This window comes from Pseudoalteromonas sp. GW168-MNA-CIBAN-0100, from assembly GCF_040309225.1.
Taxonomy (GTDB): domain Bacteria; phylum Pseudomonadota; class Gammaproteobacteria; order Enterobacterales; family Alteromonadaceae; genus Pseudoalteromonas; species Pseudoalteromonas arctica.
This window is the reverse complement of record NZ_JBEOOL010000438.1, coordinates 1-286: the sequence shown is the minus strand read 5'-3', so window position 1 is coordinate 286 and position 286 is coordinate 1. Positions and strand designations below refer to the sequence as shown.

General features: G+C 41.3%; 1 protein-coding gene. It reads right to left on the bottom strand.

Translation table 11 applies throughout. The features are described from left to right. A partial coding sequence (locus tag AAEY62_RS21850; RefSeq protein WP_350636497.1) for a trimeric intracellular cation channel family protein occupies nt 1-286 on the bottom strand: 286 nt, incomplete at both ends.

Here is a 286-nt window from a genome sequence, read left to right as displayed (position 1 = left end):
TGGTAGTGCCTTCAATTAACGACTTTTCAATGCCGACAATGTTAAATATAGCCATGCCTAATACATCAACTAGCAGCATGTAATAATTAGATACGTGCGGTAAATGGCGAATAAACACCACCGCAATAAATATTGCGCCATAGGTGGCGTATAAATAATCGGGCTCTGCAATCCAAAACACTGGCTGATTTAATAATATATCACGCAGTGTACCGCCGCCAAGCGCAGTAACTGAGCCTACAACTACAACACCAAAACCCCCAATGTTTTTTTCGTGGCCTAATAA